Annotated in this window: 21 protein-coding genes; 15 read left to right on the top strand and 6 right to left on the bottom strand. The window is 68.6% G+C overall.

Going from position 1 to position 19568, the window contains the following annotated elements:
• Positions 1 to 77 precede the first annotated feature (77 nt).
• From ACTWQN_RS29935 to ACTWQN_RS29925, 3 genes are all read left to right on the top strand, one after another.
• Positions 78 to 533: a M67 family metallopeptidase gene (locus ACTWQN_RS29935; protein ID WP_443206953.1), complete on the top strand. Its 456-nt coding sequence runs from the start codon at positions 78 to 80 to the stop codon at positions 531 to 533.
• Between the two features lie 68 nt (positions 534 to 601).
• Positions 602 to 880: a MoaD/ThiS family protein gene (locus tag ACTWQN_RS29930; RefSeq protein WP_443206952.1), complete on the top strand. Its 279-nt coding sequence runs from the start codon at positions 602 to 604 to the stop codon at positions 878 to 880.
• 111 nt (positions 881 to 991) lie between these two features.
• On the top strand, positions 992 to 1942 hold the full coding sequence (locus ACTWQN_RS29925; protein WP_443206951.1) for a PLP-dependent cysteine synthase family protein: 951 nt from the start codon (positions 992 to 994) through the stop codon (positions 1940 to 1942).
• Between the two features lie 356 nt (positions 1943 to 2298).
• Here the strand turns inward: ACTWQN_RS29925 and ACTWQN_RS29920 are convergent, their stop codons facing one another.
• Positions 2299 to 3141 (bottom strand): SMP-30/gluconolactonase/LRE family protein, encoded by an 843-nt coding sequence (locus ACTWQN_RS29920; RefSeq protein WP_443206950.1) that lies wholly within the window; start codon positions 3139 to 3141, stop codon positions 2299 to 2301.
• Between the two features lie 228 nt (positions 3142 to 3369).
• Here ACTWQN_RS29920 and ACTWQN_RS29915 point away from each other — a divergent pair, with 228 nt between their 5' ends.
• The 6 genes from ACTWQN_RS29915 (at position 3370) to ACTWQN_RS29890 (ending at position 7911) form a co-directional block, all read left to right on the top strand.
• Entirely contained in the window at positions 3370 to 3966 is a 597-nt protein-coding gene (locus tag ACTWQN_RS29915; protein WP_443207002.1) for a rhomboid family intramembrane serine protease, read from the top strand.
• Positions 3963 to 4778: a glutamate racemase gene (murI, locus tag ACTWQN_RS29910; RefSeq protein ID WP_443206949.1), complete on the top strand. Its 816-nt coding sequence runs from the start codon at positions 3963 to 3965 to the stop codon at positions 4776 to 4778. Before ACTWQN_RS29915 ends, murI begins: the two co-directional genes overlap by 4 nt.
• Positions 4775 to 5545 (top strand): MBL fold metallo-hydrolase, encoded by a 771-nt coding sequence (locus ACTWQN_RS29905; protein WP_443206948.1) that lies wholly within the window; start codon positions 4775 to 4777, stop codon positions 5543 to 5545. Before murI ends, ACTWQN_RS29905 begins: the two co-directional genes overlap by 4 nt.
• A 44-nt stretch (positions 5546 to 5589) precedes the next feature.
• Positions 5590 to 6345: a ribonuclease PH gene (rph, locus tag ACTWQN_RS29900; RefSeq protein WP_443206947.1), complete on the top strand. Its 756-nt coding sequence runs from the start codon at positions 5590 to 5592 to the stop codon at positions 6343 to 6345.
• A complete protein-coding gene (rdgB, locus tag ACTWQN_RS29895; protein WP_443206946.1) occupies positions 6342 to 6947 on the top strand; it encodes an RdgB/HAM1 family non-canonical purine NTP pyrophosphatase in 606 nt (201 codons plus the stop codon). The genes rph and rdgB overlap by 4 nt, the downstream gene beginning before the upstream one ends.
• A gap of 205 nt (positions 6948 to 7152) precedes the next feature.
• On the top strand, positions 7153 to 7911 hold the full coding sequence (locus ACTWQN_RS29890; protein WP_443206945.1) for a sulfite exporter TauE/SafE family protein: 759 nt from the start codon (positions 7153 to 7155) through the stop codon (positions 7909 to 7911).
• Between the two features lie 80 nt (positions 7912 to 7991).
• Here ACTWQN_RS29890 and bcp read toward each other — a convergent pair whose 3' ends face one another.
• Together bcp and ACTWQN_RS29880 are read right to left on the bottom strand one after the other, a co-directional pair.
• Complete coding sequence (gene bcp / locus ACTWQN_RS29885) at positions 7992 to 8465, bottom strand: thioredoxin-dependent thiol peroxidase (RefSeq protein ID WP_443206944.1); 474 nt, start codon at positions 8463 to 8465, stop codon at positions 7992 to 7994.
• 66 nt (positions 8466 to 8531) lie between these two features.
• A complete protein-coding gene (locus tag ACTWQN_RS29880) occupies positions 8532 to 8726 on the bottom strand; it encodes a hypothetical protein (RefSeq protein WP_443206943.1) in 195 nt (64 codons plus the stop codon).
• Positions 8727 to 8886: 160 nt separating this feature from the next.
• Here ACTWQN_RS29880 and ACTWQN_RS29875 point away from each other — a divergent pair, with 160 nt between their 5' ends.
• The 3 genes from ACTWQN_RS29875 (at position 8887) to ACTWQN_RS29865 (ending at position 12142) form a co-directional block, all read left to right on the top strand.
• Entirely contained in the window at positions 8887 to 10620 is a 1734-nt protein-coding gene (locus ACTWQN_RS29875) for a pyruvate dehydrogenase (RefSeq protein WP_443206942.1), read from the top strand.
• Positions 10621 to 11104: 484 nt separating this feature from the next.
• On the top strand, positions 11105 to 11950 hold the full coding sequence (locus ACTWQN_RS29870; RefSeq protein ID WP_443206941.1) for a helix-turn-helix domain-containing protein: 846 nt from the start codon (positions 11105 to 11107) through the stop codon (positions 11948 to 11950).
• Complete coding sequence (locus ACTWQN_RS29865) at positions 11951 to 12142, top strand: DUF397 domain-containing protein (protein ID WP_443206940.1); 192 nt, start codon at positions 11951 to 11953, stop codon at positions 12140 to 12142.
• Positions 12143 to 12280: 138 nt separating this feature from the next.
• Here ACTWQN_RS29865 and ACTWQN_RS29860 read toward each other — a convergent pair whose 3' ends face one another.
• From ACTWQN_RS29860 to ACTWQN_RS29850, 3 genes are all read right to left on the bottom strand, one after another.
• Positions 12281 to 13804: a PH domain-containing protein gene (locus ACTWQN_RS29860; RefSeq protein WP_443206939.1), complete on the bottom strand. Its 1524-nt coding sequence runs from the start codon at positions 13802 to 13804 to the stop codon at positions 12281 to 12283.
• Positions 13801 to 14352: a PH domain-containing protein gene (locus ACTWQN_RS29855; protein ID WP_443206938.1), complete on the bottom strand. Its 552-nt coding sequence runs from the start codon at positions 14350 to 14352 to the stop codon at positions 13801 to 13803. The genes ACTWQN_RS29860 and ACTWQN_RS29855 overlap by 4 nt, the downstream gene beginning before the upstream one ends.
• Positions 14353 to 14500: 148 nt before the next feature.
• Complete coding sequence (locus ACTWQN_RS29850) at positions 14501 to 15982, bottom strand: ArnT family glycosyltransferase (RefSeq protein WP_443206937.1); 1482 nt, start codon at positions 15980 to 15982, stop codon at positions 14501 to 14503.
• A 195-nt stretch (positions 15983 to 16177) separates the two neighbouring features.
• On the opposite strand from ACTWQN_RS29850, the gene ACTWQN_RS29845 reads away from it, so the two are divergent.
• From ACTWQN_RS29845 to ACTWQN_RS29835, 3 genes are all read left to right on the top strand, one after another.
• Positions 16178 to 17440 carry a sensor histidine kinase gene (locus ACTWQN_RS29845; RefSeq protein ID WP_443206936.1) on the top strand — a complete coding sequence of 421 codons (1263 nt, stop codon included), beginning with the start codon at positions 16178 to 16180 and terminating at the stop codon, positions 17438 to 17440.
• A complete protein-coding gene (locus tag ACTWQN_RS29840) occupies positions 17433 to 18092 on the top strand; it encodes a response regulator transcription factor (protein ID WP_443206935.1) in 660 nt (219 codons plus the stop codon). The genes ACTWQN_RS29845 and ACTWQN_RS29840 overlap by 8 nt, the downstream gene beginning before the upstream one ends.
• Positions 18093 to 18714: 622 nt before the next feature.
• Entirely contained in the window at positions 18715 to 19500 is a 786-nt protein-coding gene (locus tag ACTWQN_RS29835) for a S1 family peptidase (protein WP_443206934.1), read from the top strand.
• Positions 19501 to 19568: the final 68 nt, after the last annotated feature.

Here is a 19568-nt window from a genome sequence, read left to right as displayed (position 1 = left end):
TTTGGCCCGACGAAGCCGCGCCGGTGGGATCTTCCACATCATGGGAGGCCGGTGCGCCACGGATTAGGATGGTTGCTGTGCTGGTGATCCGACGCGACCTCGTTGATGCGATGGTCGCGCATGCCCGACGGGACCACCCGGATGAGGCGTGCGGTGTGATTTCCGGCCCAGAGGGGTCGGACCGCCCGGAACGCCTGATCGAGATGATCAACGCCGAGCGCTCGCCCACCTTCTACCGGTTCGACTCCGCCGAGCAGTTGAAGGTGTGGCGCGAGATGGACGCCGCCGACGAGGAACCCGTGGTCATCTACCACTCGCACACCTCGACCGAAGCCTACCCATCGCGCACCGACGTCTCCTACGCCTCGGAGCCGGGCGCGCACTACGTGCTCGTGTCCACCCGGGACCCGAAGACCCATGAGCTGCGTTCCTACCGGATCCTCGACGGTCAGGTGACCGAAGAGCCGGTGGAGGTCGTGGAGTCGTACATGTTCGCCCACACCGGTACCGACGAGGTTCCCGACCGCGACTGATCCGCGGCTCGCCCACCAGTGTTCGCGTCCCGTTCCCAACGAAGTCCTTTGTGGACAGGAGGTTCCCGATGGCAGTCAACGTCTCGATTCCCACCATCCTGCGTACCCACACCGGCGGTCAGAAGTCGGTCGAGGCCAGCGGCAACACCGTCGCCGAGGTGATCAACGACCTCGACACCAACTTCAACGGCCTCAAGGACCGCCTGGTCAAGGAAGGCAATCTGCACCGCTTCGTCAACGTCTACGTCAACGACGAGGACGTCCGGTTCACCGGTGGCCTGGAGGCCAAGGTCGCCGACGGCGACAGCGTGACGATCCTGCCCGCGGTCGCGGGCGGAATGCGCTGAAGCACTCGACCCGCTCGGCGCGGCGGTGCCGGTAGCCGGGGTGGGCCGGGTGGCTGCCGCCACCCCAGAACAGACATGCCGTGCAGGCAGAAGGTGAGCAGGAGGCGCACCGTGGCTCGTTTCGACTCGTTGCTGGATGCCCTCGGTGACACCCCGCTGGTGGGGCTGCCCCACTTGTCACCGGCCCCGGACGTCCGGTTGTGGGCCAAGCTGGAGGACCGCAACCCGACGGGCTCGATCAAGGACCGGGCCGCCCTGGCCATGATCGAGGCCGCCGAGAAGGAAGGTCGGCTCACCCACGGCTGCACGATCCTGGAACCGACCTCCGGCAACACCGGGATCTCGCTGGCCATGGCCGCCAAGCTCAAGGGCTACGGCCTGGTGTGCGTGATGCCGGAGAACACCTCTGAGGAACGTCGGCTGCTGCTGCAGGCCTACGGGGCGCGGATCATCTCCTCGCCCGCGGCCGGTGGGTCGAACCAGGCGGTGGCGATGGCCAAGGAGCTCGCCGAGCAGAACCCGGACTGGGTGATGCTGTACCAGTACGGCAACCCGGCCAACGCCGAGGCGCACTTCCGCACCACCGGCCCGGAGATCCTGCGGGACCTGCCGACCATCACGCACTTCATCGCGGGTCTCGGCACCACCGGGACGCTGGTCGGGGTCGGCCGGTACCTGCGGCAGCAGAAACCGGACGTGCAGGTGGTGGCGGCCGAACCGCGCTACGGCGAGCTGGTCTACGGCCTGCGCAACCTCGACGAGGGATTCGTCCCGGAGCTCTACGACCCGGACGTGCTGACCCGCCGGTTCTCCGTCGGCTCCTACGACGCGCTGCGCCGCACCAGGCAGCTGCTGGAACGCGAGGGCATCTTCGCCGGGATCTCCACCGGCGGGGTGCTGCACGCGGCGCTGACGATCGCGGAAAAGGCTGCGGCCGAAGGGGAATCGGCCGACATCGCGTTCATCGTCGCGGACGCGGGCTGGAAGTACCTGTCCACCGGCGCCTACAGCGGCACCCTCGACGAAGCCGCCCAACACCTCGAAGGCCAACTCTGGGCCTGAGAATCTGCCTCTGAGCTCGTTTTGCGTGGCGGTGCGGGTAGCGGAACCTCAGACGCCGTCTCGCTCCGGGATCCCCGACATCATGTATGTCGATACACCACGTCGTGGCAGGCCTCGCAGAGAACGCCAGTGGGCAGAGTCTGAGAACCCGCGGCGGTGCGAGTGGCGTACGTGGGCTAAGCGGCTTCGCCGCTTCAAAAACAAGATCAAAGGCAGGCTCTGGGATAGAGCGATATCGGGGCGTCCTGCGCGGCGCTCCCGTTCCCGTTCGAGGGAGGGGTGAAGGTCACCTTTTACCAAGCAAGTTGGTGAAGGCGGCGCTTCACCTCGGCCCGGATTGTGTGGCGCCTGAACCGTCAGCCGGTGAAGGCGGAGGGGCGGGTGCCGGTGCCGATGTTCGGGAGGACGAGCAGGCAGCCGTCCGCGTCGGTGGGGTCGGTGACGCCGTCGCGGGCCGAGGTGACGTACAGGTCCGTCAGGTCGGTGCCGCCGAAGCAGCAGGCCGTCGGTCGCCGCACCGGCAGCGGGATCTTCCGGTCGAGCTCGCCTTCCGGGGTGTAGCGGCGGATTTCGCCTTCGTCGCGCACCGCTACCCAGATGGCGCCCGCGGCGTCCACGCACAGCCCGGCGGGTTCGCCGCCGACCTCGCACAGCACCCGGCGCGCGCCGGTGGCACCGGAGGCGAGGTCGAAGTCCAACACGTCGATGCGCCGCGTCGCGCTGTCCGAGACGTACATCCGGGCGTCGTCCGGGCTCCAGCCGATGCCGTGCCCGGCGGCCAGCCCCCGCAGCACGATGCCCGCCGCACCGTCACCGCCGATCCTCGCCAGCCAGCCGTCGCCGTTCTCGCCGTCGTGCACCGTCGTCGCCCACAACCGGCCCTTGCGGTCGATCATCGTCTCGCCGCCCTGCACCCCGTCCTGTGCCCAGTAGACGAGCCAGGTCCGGTGTTCGCCGTCGGCCTCGAACAGCGCGATCCCGCCGGAGAGGTGCAGCACGAGCCCGCCGCGACTGCGCGGCTTGGCGGCGCTGACCTGCTGCGGCACTTCCATCGTGTGGTCGGCGTGACCGGGTGTGCAGCGGTGCACGGTGCGCGTCGGCGGGTCCACCCAGAGCAGGGTTTCGGTTCCGATGTCCCAGGTGGGCGCTCGTCCGGAGCGCGCAGCCGCCTGCACTGCGATGTCGACCTGGGCCTGCACGCGTCACCTTTTCCGAACACCCGATGCAACGGCCCAGAACCTTACCGCGACGCTGAATTGCTCTCGTCGGGCCGGTTTTGCGCGGCGATGCGGGCAGGTCGCAGGTGTGCGGCGGGCGGTCGCACTGCTTCGAACGCGGGAAACTCGGGGTCATCCCCGAGACCGGAAGGGGTCGCGCCGCGTAACCTCGATGGTGTGAACCGACTGCCTGATCGTCGCCGAGTGCGCGTGCTGCCGGAAAACCCGTTGCGCGCCGCGATGGGCATGCTCGTCGCCACCGCGGTGCTGTACGGAATCGAGCTCTACGACGTCGCCACCCCGGCGACGAACCTGGATGACAACGGCATCGAACCCCGCGAGGTCAGCGGCCTGGACGGCATCCTGTGGGCGCCGCTGCTGCACCTGAACTGGGCCCACCTGTTCGCCAACACCCTGCCGTTCCTGGTGCTGGGCTGGCTGGTGCTCGCCGGTGGGCTGCGGCAGTTCGTCGCGGTGACCGCGACCGTCTGGATCGTCGGTGGCCTGGGCACCTGGCTGGTGGGCGCGCCCGGTGTGCACGTCGGAGCGTCCGGGGTGATCTTCGGCTGGATGGTGTTCCTGCTGCTGCGCGGCTTCTTCCAGCGCAGCTTCGGGCAGATCCTGGTCGCGGTGGTGCTGTTCTTCTACTGGGGCGGCATGTTGTGGGGTGTGCTGCCCGGCCAGCCCGGAATTTCCTGGGAAGGACACCTGTTCGGCGCGCTGGGCGGGGTGCTCGCGGTCTGGCTGGTGGCGCGCAGCACGCGGCGGCGGGCCGCCGGTCCCGCGCCTGGCACACTGGCCGAGTGACTGACGCCCCGATCGGGATCTTCGACTCCGGCGTCGGTGGGCTGACCGTGACCCGCGCGATCATGGACCAGCTACCCGGCGAAACGCTGCACTACGTCGGCGACACCGCCAACGCCCCGTACGGTCCGATGCCGTTGGCCGAGATCCGCGCCCGGACCCTCGCGATCACCGACTCGCTGGTCGAAGAGGGCGTGAAGATGCTGGTGATCGCCTGCAACACCGCGTCGGCGGCCTGCCTGCGCGACGCCCGGGAGCGCTACGAGATCCCGGTGGTCGAGGTGGTCCTGCCCGCGGTGCGCCGAGCGGCGGCCACGACCCGCAACGGCCGGGTCGGCGTGATCGGCACCAAGGCCACCGTCGGGTCCCGCGCCTACGACGACGCGTTCACCGCCGCCCCGGACATCACGCTCGTCACGGCGGCCTGCCCGCGCTTGGCGGACTTCGTCGAGCGCGGCATCACCAGCGGTCGGCAGGTGCTGGGGTTGGCGCAGAGCTATCTGGATCCGCTGCAACAGGCCGATATCGACACGCTGGTCCTCGGCTGCACGCACTACCCGATGCTCACCGGCGTGCTCCAGCTCGCGATGGGTGATCACGTGACGTTGGTCTCCAGCGCGGAGGAGACGGCCAAGGACGTGGTGCGGGTGCTCACCGAGAGCGACCTGCTAGCGAGCCGGGAAGCGGTGCCCGCGCACGAATTCCGCGCGACCGGCGAACCGGAGCGGTTCGCCCGGCTCGCCGCCCGTTTCCTCGGCCCGTTGCCGGTCGCCGATGCCGTGCGGCAGCTGACCGTGTCAAGCTCGATCGCATGAAGCTGACGGTTCTCGGTTGTTCCGGGAGCATGCCCGGTCCGGATTCGCCTTCTGCCGGATACCTGCTGGAATCCGATGGGACCCGCATCGCGTTCGACCTCGGCAACGGCACGTTGAGCGCGATGCAGCGGTTCGTCGACCCGTTCGCGCTCGACGCGGTGTTCCTCAGCCACCTGCATCCGGACCACTGCGCGGATTTCGGCGCGCTTGCGGTGCTGCGCCGCTACCACCCGAACCCGCCGTACGACCCGGCGGTGCGGCGGCTGCCGGTGATCGCGCCCGAGAACGCGCCGCAGCGGCTCGCGGCCCTCTACGCGCCGAGCGCGGCGGAACTCGCCGAAACCGATCTGTCGGACGTGTTCGAGTTCATCCCGATCTCCGCCGAGCCGGTGCGCGTCGGTGCGTTCGAGGTGCGGGCCGTGCCGGTGGCGCACGTGTGCCCGGCGTGGGGTTTCCGCGTCGCCGCCGAGGACGGGGTGCTGGCCTACACCGGGGACACCGGGCCGTGCTCGCGATTGGCCGAGCTCGCCGCGGACGCCGACGTGCTGCTGTCCGAAGCGACCTGGGCGGACTTCCCGGGCGCCCCCGCTGGCGTGCACCTGTCCGGGCGCCAAGCGGCCGAGGTGGCGAAGACGGCCGGAGCCCGTCGCCTGCTGCTCACGCACATCGCGCCGTGGGCCGATCGCGACGCGATCTTCGCCGAGGCGTCGGCCGCCTTCGACGGCCCGGTCGAACTGGTCGTGCCCGGCGGCAGCTACGACGTGTAGGTGCCCGTGACCGGCTGGTGGGTGGTCGGGCTTAGGGTTGGGGCGTGGCACGAACGGATGGGCGGAGCGACGACGAGCTCCGCGAGGTGCGGATCACGCGCGGATACCAGGACTGGCCAGCCGGATCGGTGCTGGTGGAATTCGGCCGAACGAGGGTGTTGTGCGCGGCCAGCGTCCAGGAGGGCGTACCGCGCTGGCGGACCGGCTCCGGACTGGGCTGGGTGACCGCCGAGTACGCGATGTTGCCGTCGTCGACGAACACCCGCAGCGCGCGCGAGTCGGTGAAGGGCCGCATCGGCGGACGCACCCACGAGATCAGCAGGCTGGTCGGCCGTTCCCTGCGCGCCTGCATCGACATGGCCGCGCTCGGCGAGAACACCATCACGCTGGACTGCGATGTGATCCAGGCCGACGGCGGTACCCGCACCGCGGCGATCACCGGCGCCTACGTGGCGCTGGCGGACGCGGTGACGTGGTTGGGCGCGGCTGGTCGGCTGTCCGACCCGAAGCCGCTGTCCTGCTCGGTCGCCGCGGTCAGCGTCGGCGTGGTGGACGGTCGGGTCCGGTTGGACCTGCCGTACGAGGAGGATTCCCGGGCCGAGGTGGACATGAACGTGGTTGCCACCGACCACGGCACCCTGGTGGAGGTGCAGGGCACCGGCGAGGGCGCCACCTACACGCGGTCCACAATGGACAAGATGATCGACTTGGCGCTGGACGGCTGCGCGAAGCTCGCCGACCTCCAGGCCGCGGCGCTGGCCGAACCGTATCCGGGCGAATTGCCGGGGAGCGCCGCGTGACGCGCATCCTGCTGGCCACCCGCAACCAGAAGAAGCTGGTCGAACTGCGCCGCATCCTGGCCGCCGAGGGCGTGTCGGGGGTGCAGGTCGTCGGGCTGGCCGACGTCCCGCCGTTCCCGGAGGCCCCGGAAACCGGCGCTACCTTCGAGGAGAACGCGGTCGCCAAGGCCGTGGACGCGGCGCAGGCCACCGGTCTGCCCTCGGTCGCCGACGACTCCGGGATCGCGGTCGACGCGCTGAACGGCATGCCGGGTGTCCTGTCGGCCCGCTGGTCCGGCAAGCACGGCGACGACCAGGCCAACCTGGATCTGCTGCTCGGCCAACTCGCGGATGTTCCCGATGAGCGCCGTGGGGCGGCGTTCGTGTCGGCGGCGGCCCTGGTGCTGCCCGACGGCAAGCGGACGGTGGTGCGCGGGGAGTGGCGGGGCAGGGTGATCCGCGAAGAACGCGGCACCAACGGCTTCGGCTACGACCCGATCTTCGTCCCGGAAGGCGAGGATCGGACCAGCGCCGAACTCCCCCCTGCGGAGAAGGACGCCGATTCGCACCGGGGCCGGGCACTGCGCCTGCTGCTCCCGGCGCTGCGCGAGCTCGCGGACTGAGCGGTCGGCAGCGCCTCGCCCATGGTTCGGCAACGGTGTTGCAGGTGTCGAGGATCGTCTGCGGCTCCGCGCCATGGCGTTGTCACTGAACGGGGTTGGTCGGGTACTCGCCGGAGGCGTCGCCGCAGGTAGTGAGGCGATCGTGGTGTGATGCCGCTCAACCCGGTAGGAAATGGAGTCCTTCCAGAAGCTAACTTCGGATGTCGTGTTCACCGATTGGCTCGAACTGGCGCTGCTCGTCGTTGTCGGCTTCCTGTCCGGCGCGATCAACGCGGTAGCCGGGGGCGGCTCCCTGCTGGTCTTCCCGGCCCTGTTGGCGACCGGGATGCCCCCGCTGGTCGCCAACGTGACCAATTCGGTGGCACAGGGTCCCGGGTTCGTCGGCGCCGCGATCAGCCAGCGCCATGACCTCACCGGGACGCCTCGAAGGGTGTGGCTGACCTCGGTCGCCGCGGCCGTCGGCTCGGCGCTGGGCTGCGTGCTGCTGATGATCCTGCCCAGCGAAGTGTTCGACGCCGTCGTGCCCGCGCTGGTGGCGTTGTCGGCCGTGCTGATGGCGTTCCAGAACACCATCCGCAAATGGCTGGGCGCACCGGGCGATGGGGCACCGGATCGGACCGCGCTGCTGACCGTCGGGATCTTCCTGGCCTCGATCTACGGCGGCTACTTCGGCGGCGCGCGCAGCGTCATCCTGATCGCGGTCCTGGTGCTCGCCGCCACCGACAGCATGCGTCGGTTGAACGCGTTGAAGAGCTGGCTCGGCATGATCGGCAGCGCGGTGACGCTGCTCGTCTTCGCGCTGATCGCCCCGGTCGACTGGATCGCCGTGCTGACCCTGGTGCCCACCACGGTGCTGGGCGGCTTCGCTGGCGGCAAGATCGCCCAGAAGCTGCCGTCGAGCCTGCTGCGCTACCTGGTGGTGGTGATCGCGGCCGCAGTGGCGATCTACATGGCCCTGGACTAAGAGCCGGTCCTTGATCCCGTGCCGCTGGCGATTTCGCGCGAAATCGCCCCAATCCGCACTCCTGCGAAGTCCTTGGGGCGTCAGACGCCGAGGTCCTTGCGGAGGCGGTCGACGTGACCGGTGGCCTTGACGTTGTAGAGCGCCTTGGCGATCTTGCCCTCGGGGTCCACCACGAACGTCGACCGGATCACGCCCTGCACGGTCTTGCCGTAGTTCTGCTTCTCGCCGAACGCGCCCCACGCGGTCATTACCGACTTGTCCTCGTCGGCCAGCAGCGGGAAGGTCAGGCGCTCGGCGTCGCGGAACTTCGCCAGCTTGGCGGGCTTGTCCGGGGAGATCCCGAGGACGTCGAAGCCCGCGTCGTTCAGCACCGCCAGGCTGTCCCGGAAGTCGCAAGCCTCCTTGGTGCAGCCGGGCGTGCTCGCCGCCGGGTAGAAGTAGACCACCACGGACCGGCCCCGGTAGTCGCTCAGCGCCACCGTGTTGCCGTCGGCGTCCTGCAGCGCGAACTCGGGTGCCTTGTCGCCGACCGAAAGTCGGTTCTGCTCACTCATGCACCCGACGCTAGCCGATCGGTCTGACTGCCCCGGTGCCGGTGCGGATCCCCGCACCGGCGTGCGTCACTGGCCGCCAGCGTCCGACGTGACGTGCGAAACCTGGGTTGTCACCGGCTGCTCGGGGGCGCGGTCCGCCGCTATCGCGATGAAGCCACCAACGAGCAACCCGGCTACCGCCGAGGCGGTGAGGGCCAGCGCGCATTTGGTGTAGAGCCGGACGGTCACCGCATTCCCCTCCCGCAGCAATGATTCGGGCACAAGACAAATCGGGTTATTCGACCGATTCGTTACTCGTGGCCGCGCGGAACGGGTTCGAAGGCAGGCTCTGAAGAGTTGATCGCGGGTCCCGGAGTTGCGGGCTGGCACCACCCCGCGTAGACGGGGAGTGGCCATGCCGTCCACCCGTCGGAGGATCACCATGCCCAGTGTCGCCGATCAGTTCATCGACGTGCTCGTGCAGGCCGGGGTCCAGCGGATCTACGGCATCGTCGGAGACAGCCTCAACCCGGTGGTCGACGCCGTTCGCCGCACCGAAGGCATCGAGTGGGTGCACGTGCGCCACGAGGAGGTCGCGGCATTCGCCGCCGGGGCCGAAGCGCAGTTGACCGGGCGGCTGGCGGTGTGCGCGGGCAGTTGCGGTCCGGGCAACCTGCACCTGATCAACGGCCTGTTCGACGCGCACCGCAGCGGGGCGCCGGTGCTGGCGCTCGCCTCGCACATCCCGTCCGAGCAGATCGGTACCGGGTTCTTCCAGGAAACGCATCCCGAGGAACTGTTCAACGAGTGCAGCCACTTCTGCGAGCTGTTGTCGCAACCCGAGCAGATGCCGCGCCTGCTGCGCACCGCGATCCAGACCGCAGCCGGTCGCCGCGGTGTTTCGGTGCTGGTGATGCCGGGCGACATCGCGCAACGGCAAGCCACCCGCGAAACCGGCAGCGGGATCGTCGAGTGCGAGCCGCCCACCGTGGTGCCGTCGCGGGAACAGGTGATGGCGCTTGCGGACAAGCTGGGCGGCGCGCAGCGGCCGATGTTGTTCTGCGGTGCGGGAACTCGGAATGCGCACCAGGACGTCATGGCGTTGGCCGCGCGGTTGAACGCGCCGGTCGGGCATGCCTTGCGCGGCAAGGAATGGATCCAGTACGACAACCCCTTCGACGTCGGGATGAGCGGTCTGCTCGGCTACGGCGCCTGCTACGACGCGATGCACCGCGCGGACCTGGTCGTGCTGCTGGGCACCGACTTCCCGTACGACAACTTCCTGCCGCAGGCAGGCACCGTGCAGGTCGACATCGAACCGGCCCACCTGGGGCGGCGCACGGTGCTGGAGCTGGCCGTGCACGGCGATGTCGCGGAGACCATTCGTGCTGTGCTGCCGCATGTTCCGCAGAAGACAGACCGGTCCTTCTTGGACCGGATGTTGCGCGAGCACGCCGGGCAGCTGGAGCGCGTCGTCGACGCCTACACCCGCAATGTGCAGACCCAGGTGCCGATCCACCCGGAGTTCGTCGCCGATGTGCTAGACGATCTCGCCGCCGACGATGCGGTGTTCACAGTGGACACCGGGATGTGCAATGTGTGGGCGGCCCGCTACATCACCCCGAACGGGCGGCGGCGGGTGCTCGGATCCTTCGTGCACGGTTCGATGGCCAATGCGTTGCCGCAGGCCATCGGGGTGCAGACGGCCGCCCCGGACCGCCAGGTCATTTCGATGTCCGGCGACGGCGGGCTGTCCATGTTGCTCGGTGACCTGCTGACCCTGCGCACCCATCGGCTGCCGGTGAAGGTCGTGGTGTTCAACAACTCGTCGCTCGGCATGGTGAAGCTGGAGATGCTCGTCGACGGACTGCCCGACTTCGGTACCGATCACGAGAGCGTCGACTTCGCCGCACTCGCGGCCGCCGCCGGGATCTACTCGGTCCGGGTGGAAAAACCCGGTGCGGTGCGCGACGCGTTGGCCGATGCGTTGGGCCGACCGGGTCCCGCGCTGGTGGATGTGGTGACCGACCCCAATGCACTGTCGATTCCGCCACGGATCACCGGTGACCAGGTGAAGGGCTTCGCGCTCGCGGTCAGCCGCACGGTGCTCTCCGGCGGGGTGGGCAAGATGATTCAGCTGGCCCGCAGCAACTTGCGCAACGTGCCGCGGCCGTGAGCAGCGGTCGCGGTACTTTCCACGTTTGGCCGCATTTTGTTTTGGCGCTCGGAAATCGCGCGGTTTGGGATATCCTGCGTGCCGAACAGCACCGCGACGTAGGCCGTGTTCGGCACGACGCGAGGTGACCACCTGGGCAGACCGCCCGTGCAACCGTTCGGGTGGGTGCTTGTCGGTGTTCCGGCCGGTGCGCGCGGCGGGCGGAGAGCGCGGTGGGGTCGGGACTTGCCCGGTCTGCTTTCGGATTTGCTTGCCTGCCACCACAGCAGGAGTCCGGAGCCGAACAGCACGGCCCACCGCAACACCGAAATCGCAATCAGGACAAACAACTGTAAACACCCCTGCTCGTCGGCGAACCGCGTTCCGCTGCTACCCGTGGTCGCCGCCCGTTGTGCAGGATCCGCCGGAATATGCCGTCCGGGCGGGATGTCATAAGGGTGATGGGGTGGTGACGCAGTGTGGACATCCGTGGAGGATGGGGATCATGACAGTGAGTCCCACCGTGCGTCGTCGTCGCCTTGCCGCCGAGTTGCGCCGGCTGCGGGCGCAAGCGGAAGTCACCCAGCAGCAGGCCGCCACTCACCTTGGTTGCACACAAGCGAAAATCGGGCGGTTCGAAACCGCGAAGCGGTCCCCTTCGGTCGGTGATGTCTCGGCATTGCTGGACTTCTACGGAGTGGGAGCCGAGCGGGACCAGTTGATCAACTTGGCGCGGGACGCCCGCAAGCGGGGTTGGTGGCATTCCTACAGCGATGTCCTTCCGGAGTGGTACGAGACCTACGTCGGTTTGGAAGCGGAAGCCTCTTCGATTCACACCTACGAGTCGGAGGCCATTCCGGGATTGCTTCAAACACGCGAATATGCGTATGCGATCACGAAAGCGACACTCATTCGGGCGGACGATTCGGAAATAACCCGAAGAGTCGACTTGCGGATCCAGCGCCAGCAGCGGGTCGTCGGACCGAACCCGTTGGAGTTGTGGGCGGTGGTCGGGGAAGCCGCATTGCGCCGCTGCGTCGGTGGTAGTGGTGTACTGCGCCGACAACTGGAACACGTGCTCAAACTGGTCGAGTTGCCGCATGTGACGTTGCAGGTCATGCCGCTGGACGCGGGCGCCCACCCGGCCCAGGCCGGACCGTTCGTCATCCTCCGCTACTCCAATCACATTGACCCGGATGTGGTTTATTTGGAAACCCATGTGGGCGGGCTTTACCTCGAAAGGGAGATCGAACTGTCGAACTACGTCCTGATGATGGACCATTTACGAGCGCATGCGGTAGATCCGGAAGGTTCCATTCAACTCATGCAAGAACGCATAGGAGAGCTGTAGATGGCAAACATCACCGACTGGCGCACCAGCACCCGCACGCAGGGGCAGGGCCAGTGCGTCGAGGTCGGCTTCGGAGCTGATTGTGTCGGGGTTCGCGACACCAAGAACCGAGCGGCCGGACAGATCACCATCGCACCACAACGCTGGCACGATTTCGTCCGCGGCCTCAAGCACGGCTGCTTCGATTCCTGACCATCAGTGGCTCCGCTCCACCGAGCGGAGCCACCAATCCCCGGCAGCGCTGCGGGGCGAGTTGCCGCGGGTGGGCTCAAGCGGTTGCGCCGCTTGACCGAAATCAAGATCAAAAAAGAGATCTCAGATGTCGCCTCGCTACCCGGAAATCCGCGTGGCCGGTTGCTCCAGGAACGGTGCGAGCAGTCCAGGTACTGCTTTTTCCGCCAGTTCCAGGCCTACTTCGGTGTTGACGTCGTGCACCTCGTAGATGCTGCCCCCGGCGGCCGTCGTCGCGCCGACGCTCACCAGGTTCGAACGTCGCTGGAACATGGTCCGGGTGATCCGCCAACCGATGATCGCACCGCGTTCCAGTGCGACAGTGCGACGAATTCCGGTGCCGGAGCGGGTGATCAGGTAGTGATCGGTGATCTCGTGGCCGAGGTTGCGGTAGGCGTCCACCGCGAAACCGATGCCCATCAGGACGGCCGCTACCGCCACGACGATCGACAGCGCGGGCGGCACCCAGCCCATCGCCGCCACCACCACGGCCGCGACCACGACCGGCAACGCCGACACGAGCCCCCAGGTCAGCCGTCGCCGCAACGCGGCGCGCGGGTGCTTGCGCAGTGCGGCAGCCGTGGGCGACTGCGGTTCGCTCAGCACCGCTGTCGCCACCCGCTGCACTTCCGCGCGGGGTGCGGGCGGCAGCAGGGTCTTGTTGTCCGGCTGGTGGTTTTCCTTCGTCTGCTTCAGCCCGGTGGCGACGGCGTTGAGCCGGGCACCACCGGCCCAGCGCAGCAGCAGCGGCTCGGCCACTTCGACGCCGCGCAGGCGGCGTTCTTCCAGCGACACCGATCGGGTGGTGAGCAGGCCGCGTTTCACGCGCAGCGTGTCGCCCCGTTCCCGGGTCAGCTGGAACCCCCACCACATCTCCACGGACATCGCGATCGAGCCGATCGCACCGACGGCCAGGACGATGGCGACCCCGGCCGCGACGACCACCCACAGCGACGTCGACACGACCAGGTCGGCGATCGCGTCGTAGACGCCGACGGCCTGCAGCAGTTCGGAGAACGAGCCGATGGCCGAGCCGATCGCGCCCCAGACGATCAGCGCCAGCGACAGGGTCAGCACGGAGTAGCGGAACCACTTGGGATCGAGCCGGGCCAACGTGCCGTCATCGCTGGTCTCGGTGGCCATGACGGTGGTGTCCGAAGTGGACGAACCGCCGAACAGCAGTTCCTCGCGAAGGAATTCGGCGTCCTGCCGGGCGATCGCGTCGAGCTTGAGCTCGCTGCTGTCGCCCGCCTGGCCGCCGGTGCCGACCTTCACCGTGGCGACCCCGAACAGGCGGTGGCTCGGTGCCGCGGTGAGGTCCACGCTGCGGATCCGGTCGCGCGGGATCCAGCGGTGGCTGCGGGTCAGGTTGCCCCGGCGCAGCTCGAAGCGCTCCGCGGTGATGCGGTACCAGGTGAACCACCAGTCGATCGCGGCCACCCCGGCGATCACCAGCCCGACCGCCGCCCAGCTCAACGTGGTGATGACCAGGACCAGCGCGGGCACACCGGAGATCAGCATGACCGCCGCGGTCGGCACCAGCGGTGCCACCACCAAGGTGGCGACGGCGGCAATGGTCTTCGGGGCCAGGCGGTGCCACTGCCCGTCGATGACGGTGCTCATGTCGCGTCCCCCGGAGTTGCCTGGGTGATGGCCGTCAGCTGTTCGACCACTGCCACCGCGACTTCCCGGTCCAGTCCGCCGATCGTCAGCGGGCCGGCGGCGGAGGCCGTGGTGACGGTGACGCTGGAGAGGTTGAACATCTGCTGCAACGGGCCGCGCACGGTGTCCACGGTCTGGATCCGCGACATCGGCGCGATGCGCCACTCCTGGCGCAGCCATCCGGCGGCCGTGTAGACGGCGTCCTCGGTGGTTTCCCACCGGTGCACCCGGTATCGCCACTGCGGCATCACCAGGGTGTAGGGCACGCCGATGACGGCGACCACGACGAACGCGAGGATCAGCCAGAACCGCGCGGGTGGGATGAAAAGCGCCGTTACCGCCAACGCGATCAGCGGCGGCAGGACGAGCACCAGCGCCTGCGTCGTCCACCAGCCGATCGCGCGGCGTTCGACGCGGTTGCGCGGGGGCCGGAGCCGGAGCCCGGCCGAGTCGGTGTTGGGTTGGGTGGCCACGATCGGCCCCTCCTTCTTGCGCCTCGCTGAGGCCATTGTTGCAGCGCCTGAAAGCCTGTGGTCGAACTGGATTTGAGAACGGCTGCTTTCTACTCGAACTCGTTTTTGCGTGGCGGTGCGGGTGGCGGAACCACAGACGCCGTCACGACCCCGACATCACGAGAACAAGAGCAAAGACGCGCTCTCAGAGGTACCGGAGTTGTGGCCAGAGCTGCGCCCAGGTCCAGGTGCCCTGCTTGCCGGTGCACAGCCAGATCGGGACACTACCGGTCTGCACCTGGCGGACTTCGCTGAACAGCCGTCGCCCGTCCGCCGGATCCGAGCCGACGTACAGCACGGAGTCGATCTGCTCGGTCGGTGGCGCGAAGTAGCCGTAGCCGCGGTGCGGACTGTAGACGTTCGGCAGTTCGTGCTGCTCGCCACCGACTTCGAGCATCGCGGCCAGGATGTAGCTCTCGCTGATGACCGCGGTGCGCGCTCGCTGTTCGGATGGCAGTGCGGTGTAGGCGGCTGAGGCTTCGCGGGCCAACGAATCGGCCGTCGGCACCCCGAAGGTCGGGGTGAGCATTGTGGACAACCAGAGCAGGTAGCCCGCCGCCGCTGCCGACAGCGCGTAGACCGGCCACGCCGTCCACCCCCAGCGGGACGGCCTGGACTCCCGGCGGCGCTGCAACCCCACGATCCCGGCGGCCATCACCACGCCGTAGAGGCCGATCAGGTAGTAGGGACGCGCCGCGGTGATGACGAACAGGCCGTACAGCAGCACGGTCGTCACCGCGAAGAACCGGTACGAGCGCAGCTCCGGGGAGCGCATCAGCCGCCACAACCCGATCAGGAACAGCGTGGCACCCACGACCCCGGCGTAGAGCACGAGGCTGATCGCCGTGCCGCTGCGACCGCCGGAGAGCAGCGGCGACTCGCTGGCCACCACCGCGCCCATCTTCAGCTGCGGCCAGCCGTTGAACGCCTGCCACAGCAGCGTCGGCAGGGCGAGCACCGCCGCGATACCGACCCCGCCCCAGAACATCGGGCGGCGCAGGATGTCGCGCGGCCCGACCGCGAGCACGCTGATCAGCAACGCCACGCACAGGATCGCCACCTGGAACTTCGCCTGCATCGTGATGCCGAGGAGCACCCCGAACCACAGCAGCAGCCGATCGTCGGGACGTCCCAGATCGCGCAGGCGCACCCAGCGCACCAGCAGCCAGCTCAGCCCCAGCCACAACACCGGTTCGAAGGTGTACGGGGTGACGAAGTGCCCGACCAGCGCGGTCCACAACCCGGTCGCACCGGCACCGGCGGCCAGCACCTGGGCCCGCCGGTCGCCGCCGAACTCGCGGGCCAGCAGCGCGGTCAGCACGACCACCGCGGCGGTCGCGAGCACCGCGGGCACCCGCAGCGCGAGCAGCGATCCCGGCGCCAGCCAGCCCATCGCCGCGGCGATCAGCGGCACCAGCGGTGGCTGATCGACGTACCCCCAGTCCAGGTGGTACTTCCCGGCGGCGAGCATGTACACCTCGTCGATCCAGTAACCACCGAACGGGGTGAACGCCAGGTGCGCGACCGCGACGAGACCGGCGATGGTGAACACCGGCCACTTCCACAGCGGCGGCGGTTCGGATCTGATCGGCGTGGGTGACTGCGGGTCGAGCACAGCCGAGCTCATCGTTTCCCCCAGGTGTCGGTTGGAAGGTAACTCCATTCAAGCCCGGCTGATCATCTCGCCGACACTGCGCTTGGTAGTGGATGGGCCAACCGAAAGTCGTGATCAGTCGGACCGGCTGCAACTTTCGTCTATGTCTGACCCGACCAGCGGTCGCTTTCGGCGGTTTCCGCTGGCCGGGTGACTAGCGTGTGCCACGTGAAGCGCCCGCTGTGGCGGCTGCTGTGGGACTCCAAGCGGGAGGCCGCGTTCGACGTGGTGCTCGTGATCGGGTTGCACTTGCTGGGCCGCGTACTAGTTGTCCTCTTCCCCATGGACACCCCGCCGGGGGCGTACGCCTGGGTCGGCGGGCAGTGGGTGAACGACGTGCTGATGATCGGCCTGAACGTGGCCCTGCTGGCGCGTCGGCGCTTCCCGGTGATGCTGATGTCGGTGGTCGCGGTGCTGTCTATCGCGCAGGTGCTGCTGATCGAGTTCGGGCCCGGCCCGCTGTTGGTGATCAACCGGACCGTTGACCCGTGGATCCCGGGCCTGACGCCGTGGGTGATCTACGCGGTGGTCGTTTACACCCGCGGCCGGACCTGGCGGTTCTTCGCCTGGGACCTGGTCAGCATCGTGTCCCTCATCGCGGTCCGGCCGTGGGAGCAGCCGGGCGGCGACAGGATCGTCAACGCCATCGTGTGGACCATCCTGCCCGCCATCCTCGGGCTGTACGTCGGCGCGCGACGCCGCCTGGTGGGCGCGTTGCGGGAGCGCGCCGAACGAGCCGAACACGAGCAGGAGTTGCTCGCCGAGCAGGCGCGGGCCGACGAGCGGACCCGGCTGGCCACCGAGATGCACGACGTCGTCACGCACCGGGTGAGCCTGATGGTGCTGCAGGCGGGCGCGCTGGGCGTGGCGGCCAAGGATCCGGAGATCCGGCAGGCCGCCGAGGAACTGCGCACCAGCGGTTGCCAGGCGCTGGAAGAACTGCGCGATCTCGTCGGCGTGCTGCGGCGCGGCTCGGCGGAAGCGGACAACGTCCCGGAAGTGACCCCGCCGACCGACGTTCCGGATCTGACCGAGCTGATCGGGCAGTCCGAGGCGGTCGGGGTGCGGGTGGAGTTCACTGTGGACGGTGATCCGACGATGGTCTCGTCCGCCGTCGGGCGAACGGCCTACCGGGTGGTGCAGGAGGCGCTGACCAACGTGCACAAGCACGCCTTCGGTTCCCGGGTGACCGTGCACGTGGTCTACAGCGACGACCGGATGCGGCTGGTCATCCGCAACTCCGAGCCGCCGGTCGGGGCCGCCGCGGATCTGGCGGGCAGCGGATCGGGGTCGGGCTTGCTGGGGCTGCAACAGCGGGTTGAGCTGGTCGGCGGCACGTTCCACGCCGGGGTCGGTGCCGACGGCGGATTCGAGGTCGATGTGATACTTCCTGCGTACGTGCCAACGGGGGAGGCGATCGTCGATGAGTGACGCCATCCGGGTCGTCGTCGTGGACGACGAGCCGATGGTCTGCGCGCACCTGCGCACCATCCTCGGCTCGGCCGACGACATCGAAGTGGTCGACGACGCGCAGGACGGCGCGGCGGCGGTCGAGTGCGTGGTGCGGCACCGGCCGCACGTGGTGCTGATGGACCTGCGGATGCCGGGGGTGGACGGGCTGACCGGGATCGAGCGGATCTGCAAGCTGCCCGATCCGCCCGCCGTGGTCGCGCTGACCACCTTCGACGCCGACAAGTACGTGCTGCGGGCGTTGCGGGCCGGGGCGGCCGGTTTCCTGGTCAAGTCGACGCCGCCGGAGGATCTGATCGGCCTGGTGCGGGTCGCCGCCGACGGGCACACGGTGTTGTCCCAGGAGGCGAAGAAGCGGTTGCTGGCGGCGTCCACCGACGAGCAGAGCACCCGGCAGCGCGCGGTGGAACTGGTGCGGGACCTCACCGACCGCGAGATCGAGGTGCTGACCTGCCTCGGGCAGGGGATGTCGAACGCGCAGATCGCCGCTCGCCTCTACCTGTCCGAGGCGACGGTGAAGGGCTACGTGTCGCGGATGCTGGTCAAGCTGTCCTGCGAGAACCGGCTGCAGGCCGGACTGCTCGCCTACGACGCCGGACTGGTGCCCAAATAACCCAGCTGACCAGCGAAGCAACGGCGATTCGGCGGCGTTAGGCCGACAGGTTGAATGATCAAAGTGCGGATCTCCGCCGATTGGCTCTGGAATATTCCACCGAAGATTAGGTACACCAGACACGGCACGTTCAGCACAGGGCGGTCGGGGCCTTGGAGCGTGCCTGCCGTCGGTTCGGGGATCGATGGCGAACACCGGTCGGAGGGGTCCGGCCGCGGTTGGAGGTGTCCCCGGTGCAATCGGGGTGCGCCGGGGACACTTCCGAGGTTTCCCAGCTGTGCGGTCGTTTTCGGCATCGGCGGAGCAGGGCGATCTCGGATTGTCCGATGCGTGGCGTCGAGATCGTCCTGATCGCGGCGTCGGCACCGGCGGATTTCGCTTGCGGTGCAAGGGAAGCCGCAGTACGGCGCTGGCGGGCGCGCTCCCGATGCCGATCATGTCCGACTTCCGATCTACGGAAAGTGCTTGTCGTACTGGTTAAAACGGCAAATTCAGGTGCTTTCCCGCCAGGTGCGGGCGCCTATATCGTGCGATCAAGTTCGTCGCTGTGCGTAACCGCTCGGGGGAAGGCAGGCCGCCGGGCTCGACGTGCAACGACCCTTGGACGACAAGGAGAAGCACGATGGTCGATGCCCCACATCGCCTGGCCCGGCTCGCCGGAGTCGCCGCGATCGCCGTCGCCGCCCTGACCACGGCATCCGTTGCGCACGCGCAGCCAACGGACGTCACCCCGAAGATCATCGGCGGAGAAGACGCCGACATCGCGGACCACCCGTTCACCGTCGCGCTGGTCACCCCGGATGGGCAGCAGTTCTGCGGCGGTTCGCTGGTGGCCCCGACAAAGGTCGTCACCGCCGCGCACTGCACCGTCGGCTCGCAGCCCGGCGACATCAACGTGGTAAGCGGTCGCACCGAGATGAGCTCGCAGGACGGCACCGTCTCGCCGGTGACCGACATCTGGGTGCACCCCGAATACACCGACGCCACCCAAGGATTCGACGTCTCGGTGCTCACCTTGGAGGCACCGGTCCAGGAGACGCCGATCGAGCTGGCCACCGCCGACGACCCGGGCTACGCACCGGACACCGAGGCGACCATCCTCGGCTGGGGCAACACCTCCGAGGGCGGCCAGCAGTCGGACCACCTGCAGCGCGCCGCCGTGCCGGTGAGCTCCGACGAGACCTGCCAGGGTGCGTACGCGGAGTACAACCCGGACGCGATGGTGTGCGCCGGACTGCCGGAGGGCGGCGTGGACACCTGCCAGGGTGACTCGGGCGGCCCGATGGTCGTGAACAACAAGCTGATCGGCGTCACGTCCTGGGGCGAGGGTTGCGCGCGGCCCGGCAAGCCCGGCGTTTACGCCCGCGTCGGTTCGTACTACGACGACCTGACCGCACAGATCGGCTGACTTTTTCCGCCGCGAACTCGTTTTGCGCAGCACCGCAGGCCGTGGGTGGCATCGCCGCCCGCGGCCTG

The sequence above is a fragment of the Saccharopolyspora antiqui genome (genome assembly GCF_052246905.1).
Taxonomy (GTDB): Bacteria; Actinomycetota; Actinomycetes; order Mycobacteriales; family Pseudonocardiaceae; genus Saccharopolyspora.
Note: the sequence above shows the minus strand (reverse complement) of the source record. Positions and strands in the feature narration are given on the sequence as shown.

Coding starts and splice junctions, on each gene's coding strand:
- ACTWQN_RS29835 (WP_443206934.1), top strand. CDS start 18,715: ATGGTCGATGCCCCACATCGCCTGGCCCGGCTCGCCGGAGTCGCCGCG.
- ACTWQN_RS29870 (WP_443206941.1), top strand. CDS start 11,105: ATGACAGTGAGTCCCACCGTGCGTCGTCGTCGCCTTGCCGCCGAGTTG.
- ACTWQN_RS29850 (WP_443206937.1), bottom strand. CDS start 15,982: ATGAGCTCGGCTGTGCTCGACCCGCAGTCACCCACGCCGATCAGATCC.
- bcp (WP_443206944.1), bottom strand. CDS start 8,465: ATGAGTGAGCAGAACCGACTTTCGGTCGGCGACAAGGCACCCGAGTTC.
- ACTWQN_RS29905 (WP_443206948.1), top strand. CDS start 4,775: ATGAAGCTGACGGTTCTCGGTTGTTCCGGGAGCATGCCCGGTCCGGAT.
- ACTWQN_RS29930 (WP_443206952.1), top strand. CDS start 602: ATGGCAGTCAACGTCTCGATTCCCACCATCCTGCGTACCCACACCGGC.
- ACTWQN_RS29865 (WP_443206940.1), top strand. CDS start 11,951: ATGGCAAACATCACCGACTGGCGCACCAGCACCCGCACGCAGGGGCAG.
- ACTWQN_RS29860 (WP_443206939.1), bottom strand. CDS start 13,804: ATGAGCACCGTCATCGACGGGCAGTGGCACCGCCTGGCCCCGAAGACC.
- ACTWQN_RS29855 (WP_443206938.1), bottom strand. CDS start 14,352: ATGGCCTCAGCGAGGCGCAAGAAGGAGGGGCCGATCGTGGCCACCCAA.
- ACTWQN_RS29840 (WP_443206935.1), top strand. CDS start 17,433: ATGAGTGACGCCATCCGGGTCGTCGTCGTGGACGACGAGCCGATGGTC.
- ACTWQN_RS29875 (WP_443206942.1), top strand. CDS start 8,887: ATGCCCAGTGTCGCCGATCAGTTCATCGACGTGCTCGTGCAGGCCGGG.